At 64.8% G+C, this 6,032-nt stretch carries 7 protein-coding genes and 1 pseudogene; 1 reads left to right on the plus strand and 7 read right to left on the minus strand.

Going from position 1 to position 6,032, the window contains the following annotated elements; all coding sequences use genetic code 11:
- Positions 1-4: 4 nt before the first annotated feature.
- Genes BZF61_RS13155 through BZF61_RS13175 form a run of 5 tightly spaced genes read right to left on the minus strand, consistent with a single transcriptional unit; the run spans position 5 to position 3,295 of the window.
- Entirely contained in the window at positions 5-475 is a 471-nt protein-coding gene (locus BZF61_RS13155) for a c-type cytochrome (RefSeq protein ID WP_245804641.1), read from the minus strand.
- The gene (locus BZF61_RS13160) at positions 472-1,029 is read right to left on the minus strand and encodes a methylamine dehydrogenase light chain (RefSeq protein WP_086619846.1); all 558 of its coding nucleotides are present in this window, start codon (positions 1,027-1,029) and stop codon (positions 472-474) included. The genes BZF61_RS13155 and BZF61_RS13160 overlap by 4 nt, the downstream gene beginning before the upstream one ends.
- Positions 1,029-1,625, minus strand: a complete 597-nt coding sequence (locus tag BZF61_RS13165) for a thioredoxin domain-containing protein (protein WP_086619847.1) — start codon at positions 1,623-1,625, stop codon at positions 1,029-1,031. Before BZF61_RS13165 ends, BZF61_RS13160 begins: the two co-directional genes overlap by 1 nt.
- Entirely contained in the window at positions 1,622-2,122 is a 501-nt protein-coding gene (locus BZF61_RS13170) for a MauE/DoxX family redox-associated membrane protein (protein ID WP_086619848.1), read from the minus strand. The genes BZF61_RS13165 and BZF61_RS13170 overlap by 4 nt, the downstream gene beginning before the upstream one ends.
- Positions 2,123-3,295 carry an amine dehydrogenase large subunit gene (locus BZF61_RS13175; protein ID WP_086619849.1) on the minus strand — a complete coding sequence of 391 codons (1,173 nt, stop codon included), beginning with the start codon at positions 3,293-3,295 and terminating at the stop codon, positions 2,123-2,125.
- Positions 3,296-3,413: 118 nt separating this feature from the next.
- On the opposite strand from BZF61_RS13175, the gene BZF61_RS13180 reads away from it, so the two are divergent.
- Positions 3,414-4,094, plus strand: a complete 681-nt coding sequence (locus tag BZF61_RS13180; RefSeq protein ID WP_086619850.1) for a TetR/AcrR family transcriptional regulator — start codon at positions 3,414-3,416, stop codon at positions 4,092-4,094.
- Positions 4,095-4,623: 529 nt separating this feature from the next.
- Here BZF61_RS13180 and BZF61_RS13185 read toward each other — a convergent pair.
- Together BZF61_RS13185 and BZF61_RS13190 are read right to left on the minus strand one after the other, a co-directional pair.
- A pseudogene (locus BZF61_RS13185) lies at positions 4,624-4,938 on the minus strand (integrase core domain-containing protein); the annotation flags it as partial.
- 33 nt (positions 4,939-4,971) lie between these two features.
- A protein-coding gene (locus tag BZF61_RS13190; RefSeq protein ID WP_143737066.1) for an IS3 family transposase occupies positions 4,972-6,032 on the minus strand; the annotation gives its coding sequence in 2 pieces (ribosomal slippage) (positions 4,972-5,891 and positions 5,891-6,032; 1,062 coding nt annotated over the 2 pieces). This gene is flagged as partial in the annotation.

The raw sequence follows: 6,032 nt of genomic DNA on the forward strand, positions 1-6,032 counted from the left end.
GCGTTCAATCGCCTTGCGCACGATCTCCTATTGCAGTGACAAGGCTGGCTCTGGTTGCCTGCCGTTCCAGCCGGATGGGACGGCGGCGCAGTTGGGCGATCTCGGCAGCGGAATAGGGCGCGAAATCCGCAGGCACATGAGCGCGGTCAAAGCGCAGCACCGTCCAGTTCAGCAGCTGCGCAAGCCGCGCATCGCTGAGATCGACGGAGGCCACGCCCGGCACCCGGGCAAGGAATTCGCGCCCGCCGGGGACATGCAGAAAACGCGCCACCTCGCCTTTCAGCGGCGGCGTATGGGCGATGTCGCCGCTGCCGTCGGGCTGGTGACAGCCCTGGCATTTAAGGATGTAGTCGATCCGTGCCTGTTCGGGGTTGGCCACACCCGGCATCGCCGCGGGTGCAGCCCCCGCCTGCCCGACCACGGCAAGGGCGCACAGGCCGAGCGCCGAAAGCAGCAGGGCAGCCGGGCCGCTCACCCGGCATCCTCCGTGGCGACACCGACGATCACCGCCAGCGAGCAATTGTAGATGCTGCTCTCGGTACCGAGGCACCAATTGTAGTCGTTGTTCGCCTGCGGGCGGACCTGCGGACGATCGCCCTCGTTGCGGTTGCACAGGCATTGTCCGCATGACGAGGCGCCGCAGCAATCATTGTAACTGATCACATAGGCGCGGCCATCAGCCGGATTGGTGCAGGTGCCGATCCAGGTGATCGGGCTGACCTCGGTGCCGGGCGGACAGGAATTGACGGTGCCGCCGCAGCACGAACACAGAAAGCCGTCGATCGCGCAGTAGCGCCAGTAATCGCAGGAATTGCGATCGCCCGGATCCTGCTCCGAACCCGAAGTCACCGGCACGCGGCCAGCGGTGCCGCCCCCGTGGGCCGGCGTCGCCGCGCGCGCCACCGGAAGGGCAGGGATCGCCGCCGCGCCGGTCACCGCTATTCCCAGCCACGCCAGAGAAGAGCGCCGCGAGGTGCCACGCGCGAGGCGGCGGGCCAGCCTTTCGGCGAAGTTGTCGAACCCGGCCATCAACGCATGCTCCCTTCACGGCGGGCGAGGTAGTCCTGCAACGAGGCCACCCCGCGTTCCTTGGCTTCGAACAGGCTTTCGAGATGTTCGCGGCTATTGACGAGACCGAGGGCGGCAACGCGCCCGCCTTCATCGAGCAGCACGCCATAGGGCAGCTTGGCCACGCCGAAGCTGCGGCCCAGCGCCTCGGACAGCACCAGCGGCAGGTGGGCGATATCGTACTGGGCCAGCATCCGGCGATAGGGGGCCTCGTCTCCGTCCCCGGCGATTACGATATCGAGCCAGTCGCTTTCCGCCCGGGCCGAGGCGCGCAGCACCGGCAGCAGAGATTTGCACATCGGGCAATCGGGCGCGGCGAAGAACAGCAGTTGGCTGCGCGCCGCGCGCTTGCCGCCGATGGTGATGCTGCCGCCGTCGGCGGTGCGCAGGGTGAGCGGGTTGGGCACGTCGCCGACCTTGACGCGCTGATGCAAGGTCAACGCGCCGGCAGGCGCAATGCGCTCATGCAGGATGCCAACCTGCCGCGCCAGCGCGGCTACCAGCACCGCAAGCACGATGACGGCCACCCACAGCAGGATCTGCGATGCGAGGATCATGATCTGGCTCTCCTGTCCGGTTGTTCAAAGGCCGGAAGCGCGGCCAGTTCGGATGCCGCCAGCCACAACGCGAGAAGAGCAGAGGCGGCGAAAGGCGTTTCGATGGTCCAGCCGGCGGGCGGAACCCATGCGCAGGTCGCTGCCAGCGCGGCGAGCACCGCCGGGCGCAGGATCGTCAGCCAGCCCACCGGCTTTTCGCGGCGTTGGAAGTCGCAGCCGCAATCGAGCACCGCGCCGCGCCGGCGCAGCAGTGCGACGGCATAGAGCGCCCAAATCATCGCCGCGCCAGCCGCGCCTGCGGCCAGCGTGGCGGGGATCAGCAGGGCCAGCGCGGCGAGTCCTTCAAGCACCGTGACAAGGACCAACACCAGCACCGCCAGCGGCGCGGGCAGGCCCAATAGGCGGGCGACCGCATGGGTCAGACGCTCGCGTTGCAGCGCCTTGTGCACCGCTGCGCCAAGCAGCACCAGCGCAAGGAAGAGAGCCAGCGCCGCCATCTAAGGCACCACAGTGATGACGGTGGGATTGAAGGCGGCAGTCGCACCCAGCTGGCGCAGCAGCGTGCCGTCTGCGGCCGAGAACACATCGATCTGCCCGTCGGGGCGCGCGGCGATCAGGCTCGGGTTGGCCTCGCGGGTGACCGCGATCGAGGTGGCAAGCCCGCCCAGATCGATGCGGCGCAGGCGCTTGTCGGCGACCGGGTCAATTACCCAGACCTCGGTCCCGCCGTCCTTGTGGCTGCCCTCGCGCCCCTTGGGGCTCATCAGCACATAGAGCAGGCCCGCCGCATCGCTGGCAATGACCTGCCAGCCGCCCGGACGCCATTGCGGGCTGCCGCCCTCGGCCTTGCCGACATGGGCCGGAGCAGGCAGCGGTCGGGCGACATCGCCGGACAGGTCATAGCCGCGCAATTGTCCGGTATAGCTGACGAACCATGCCGTCTGGCCCACCATCGCCGGCATCCCGAAAAGCGGCTGCGTGTCGATGTCGTGGGCCTTCTCGATCACCTGCGAGGAGGCGACCGTGCCATCGGCTGCCAGCACCAGCGATATCATCGAACCATCCGCGCACATGCTGGAAAAGCCACGGCTGCCGGTGGGATGGATATGGGTGCAGCCCGGCAGATCGATTTCGCCCAGCACCTTGCGCCCGTCGAGGTCGACCACGGTTACCGATTGCGCCGGGGTAAAGTTGGCCACCAGCGCCCATTTGCCGCCATTGGTGAGCTGGAAGGTGCCGGTGTAGGTGACCGACTGTTGACGCTTGCCTCCGGGCAGCACGATCTCGCCCTTGGGCAGCAGCGTGGCGGTGTCCCAGATGGTGATGACATCGGTCCGCTCGCCGCGGGTCAGGCGCGAGTAAAACGTCTCGGAGGTGTAGATCTCGCGCTTTTCGGGCGCATAGAGCATGTTGGCGAACTGCGCCGCGCGGACAAAGCCCTTGAGCGAGCCTTGCGGGTTGGCAGTATCGATGATCGCGATCCGACCGTCGACGATGGCGTTGAAGTGGAAATCGTGCACCAGCGCCCAGCTTTTCGGGTAGTCGGCCGGGAGGGTCTCGACCTGCATCAGCTCCTCGGCCGGCAGCGGCGGCGGATTGTTTCCCAGCGCGGGCGCGCCGAACATGGCGCCGGCCAGAACCGCAAGACCAAGTGAAGCACTGTGCACCATGCATCCCCCTGCCGCATGACCGTCGTATGATCGGCGGGGAAATGCTCTCATTGAGCAATAAAGCTTGTCAAGTGTCCTAATTTGGACGATTGTCCATTATTCAGAGCCGGGAGAATCCATGCCCTACTCCAATCTAGAAACACGCAAATTCAAGAATATATCCATTGCCGAACTCGCCTTCCCGGCGCGTGAAGGGGGCTATTCCAAAGGTCACGAAACGCGCGAGCAGATCCTCTCCGCGGCGCTGCACCTCCTGGTAGAGGAAGGCTACGGCGCGCTGACGATGCGGCGAATCGCGGCGGCGTGCGGCCTCAGGATCGGCAACCTCACCTATCATTTCGCAACCCGGGAGGAACTGATCCGCGCCCTGCTTGATGCCCTGATCCGCGCCTACGAGATCGAATTCGACGCGATCCTGCAGTTCACCGATGAACTACCCGAAGAGCGTCTGGCCGAAGTCTGCGGGCTGATTCTCGAAGACATCCGCACCAAGAAAACCACCCACGTCTTTCCCGAATTGTGGGCGCTCGCCAACCATGATCGCTTCGTCCTCGAACGAGTCCAGGAACTCTACACCCGCGCCCGGCGGTCGCTGCTGGACATCGTCGCGGAAATGCGTCCCGATCTCGATCCGCAAGGCCGGGAGAACCTCGCCCTGTTCATTTCCGCCTCGATGGAGGGGCTGACCGTGTTTGCTGGCTACGAAAAGCCCTTCGAAGGGCAGATGGGCGAGCTGGAGAGAATCGCGATCCAGTCATTCCTGCAGATCGTCAAGACCTATCGAAGGACGCAGACCTAGCCCGCGCCCAAGGGAAGGCGAGGCCACCGCGCTTGGTGCTTGTCTCCCCTGACCCGGGGCATGACAGGCGGGTCTCGCTTTGCTCGAATTGGTCGATCAGGTGTGAACAATGGGCGAACTGCCCGTGGCCGATGCGGGTCGGACAGTCAGACGGTCCGCGGCCTGCGCGATGGCCAACGAGTGTCTGACCCCTGACATAACCCCGGTCGTCTGCTTCCATTTCGTTTGCGCGGTCAGAAGAACCGCATTGGTCGGTCCGCACTGCAAAGCCATCGAACAGCAGCTCCCCCAGTGCGATCTTGTAGCCGCGCCGCATCACTCAGGCCGGGCAGTGACAAGAATTTCGGCACGCTTGCCCGACGGCGCTTTGCCGCCCCCGATAAATCCCGATCGGTGCGCAAGCATCCAAAGAAATCGAAACAAATGGCCAAAGACCCTGGCAAAACGCCGCTTGCTTGACGGCGTCCGGAAGGGTGACTGGCGGAGAGGGTGTCCTGACCGGTCCCCACTGAGTGGTCCGTGTTGATTGTTAGTGCAAGATTGCCTCCTGCGCCATGGCTGGCCGGAGGTGGAGCGAAGCGGAACCGGAGGGCAGGCATGGCGGCGTGGCCGTTTCCGGAGCCGGAGGCCGATAACCCAGGCAGCTGTGCGGCCTTACGGTGTTGTAATGCCGTCGCCAGGCTTCGATCAGGATCTGAGCCTCGGCCAGAGTGTAGAAGATCTCCCCGTTCAAGAGCTCGTCGCGCATGGAGCCGTTGAAGGACTCACAGTAACCATTCTCCCAGGGGCTGCCGGGTGTAATGTAGAGCGTCTTCACACCGATCTTCGCCAGCCATTGCTGCACGGTGATGTGACCCCCAGCTTTCCCCAGCTGGGATTAGAGCCGGGCGGTTGTTTTGCGCATCAGCGCGGTTGAAGCAATGGGCTGCGTAGCGGAGCCCGTAGGGCGTAGCGAAGCAGTCCATTGCTTATTCAGTTCGGCGGCGAACGCCGCCGGTGTTGCGTAGCCAAGGGACGAGTGCGGTCTCTCGCGGTTGTAGTCCTCGACCCAGGCAGCGATCTCGACCCGGGCATGGGCAAGGCTCATGAACAGGGTCTCGTTCAGCAGCTCGTCGCGCATGCGGCCGTTGAAGCTCTCGACGTAGCCATTCTGCATCGGCTTGCCCGGAGCGATGTAATGCCACTCCATGCCGATCTCGCCGCACCATGCGAGCACGGCATTGCTGGTAAGCTCGGTGCCATTGTCGCTGACGATCATGCCCGGCTTGCCGCGCTGGGCGATCAGCTGGGTCAGCTCGCGCACGACACGGTGCCCGGAGATCGAGGTGTCCGGCACCGCTGCCAGGCACTCTCTGGTCACATCATCGACAACGTTGAGCACGCGGAACCGCCTGCCAGAAGCTATCTGGTCATGAACAAAGTCCAGGCTCCAGCGCTGGTTCGGCAGCGCCAGCACCGGAGCAGGTGCTCTGGTGCCGACAGCACGCTTGCGGCTGCGTCGTCGCCTCACCGCCAGACCTTCCTCCTTGTAAAGCCGCTGGGTCTTCTTCCGGTTGATCGTCACGCCCTCCCGACGCAGCAGGATATGTAAACGGCGATAGCCGAACCGGCGGCGCTGGTTGGCCAGCCCACGCAGCTTCTCGCGCAGATCGGCATCATCGTCCCGTGTGGAACGGTAGCGCACGCTCTTGCGATCAGCATCGATGACACGGCACGCCCGCCGCTCGCTCATCCCATGACACGCCTGGAGATGAGCGACCGCTTCCCGCTTAGCGGCGGGCGTCACCACTTTTTTGAGAGCAAATCCTTCAGCGCCACGTTGTCCAGCATCGTGTCGGCCAGCAGCCGCTTGAGCTTCGCGTTCTCGCTCTCAAGTTCCCGCAGCCGCCGGGCCTCGGATACCTCCAGCCCGCCATACTTGGCCTTCCAGTTGTAGAT

The sequence above is a fragment of the Erythrobacter tepidarius genome, assembly GCF_002155695.1.
GTDB classification, from domain to species: domain Bacteria; phylum Pseudomonadota; class Alphaproteobacteria; order Sphingomonadales; family Sphingomonadaceae; genus Erythrobacter; species Erythrobacter tepidarius.

Coding starts and splice junctions, on each gene's coding strand:
- BZF61_RS13160 (WP_086619846.1), bottom strand. CDS start 1,029: ATGGCCGGGTTCGACAACTTCGCCGAAAGGCTGGCCCGCCGCCTCGCG.
- BZF61_RS13165 (WP_086619847.1), bottom strand. CDS start 1,625: ATGATCCTCGCATCGCAGATCCTGCTGTGGGTGGCCGTCATCGTGCTT.
- BZF61_RS13170 (WP_086619848.1), bottom strand. CDS start 2,122: ATGGCGGCGCTGGCTCTCTTCCTTGCGCTGGTGCTGCTTGGCGCAGCG.
- BZF61_RS13175 (WP_086619849.1), bottom strand. CDS start 3,295: ATGGTGCACAGTGCTTCACTTGGTCTTGCGGTTCTGGCCGGCGCCATG.
- BZF61_RS13180 (WP_086619850.1), top strand. CDS start 3,414: ATGCCCTACTCCAATCTAGAAACACGCAAATTCAAGAATATATCCATT.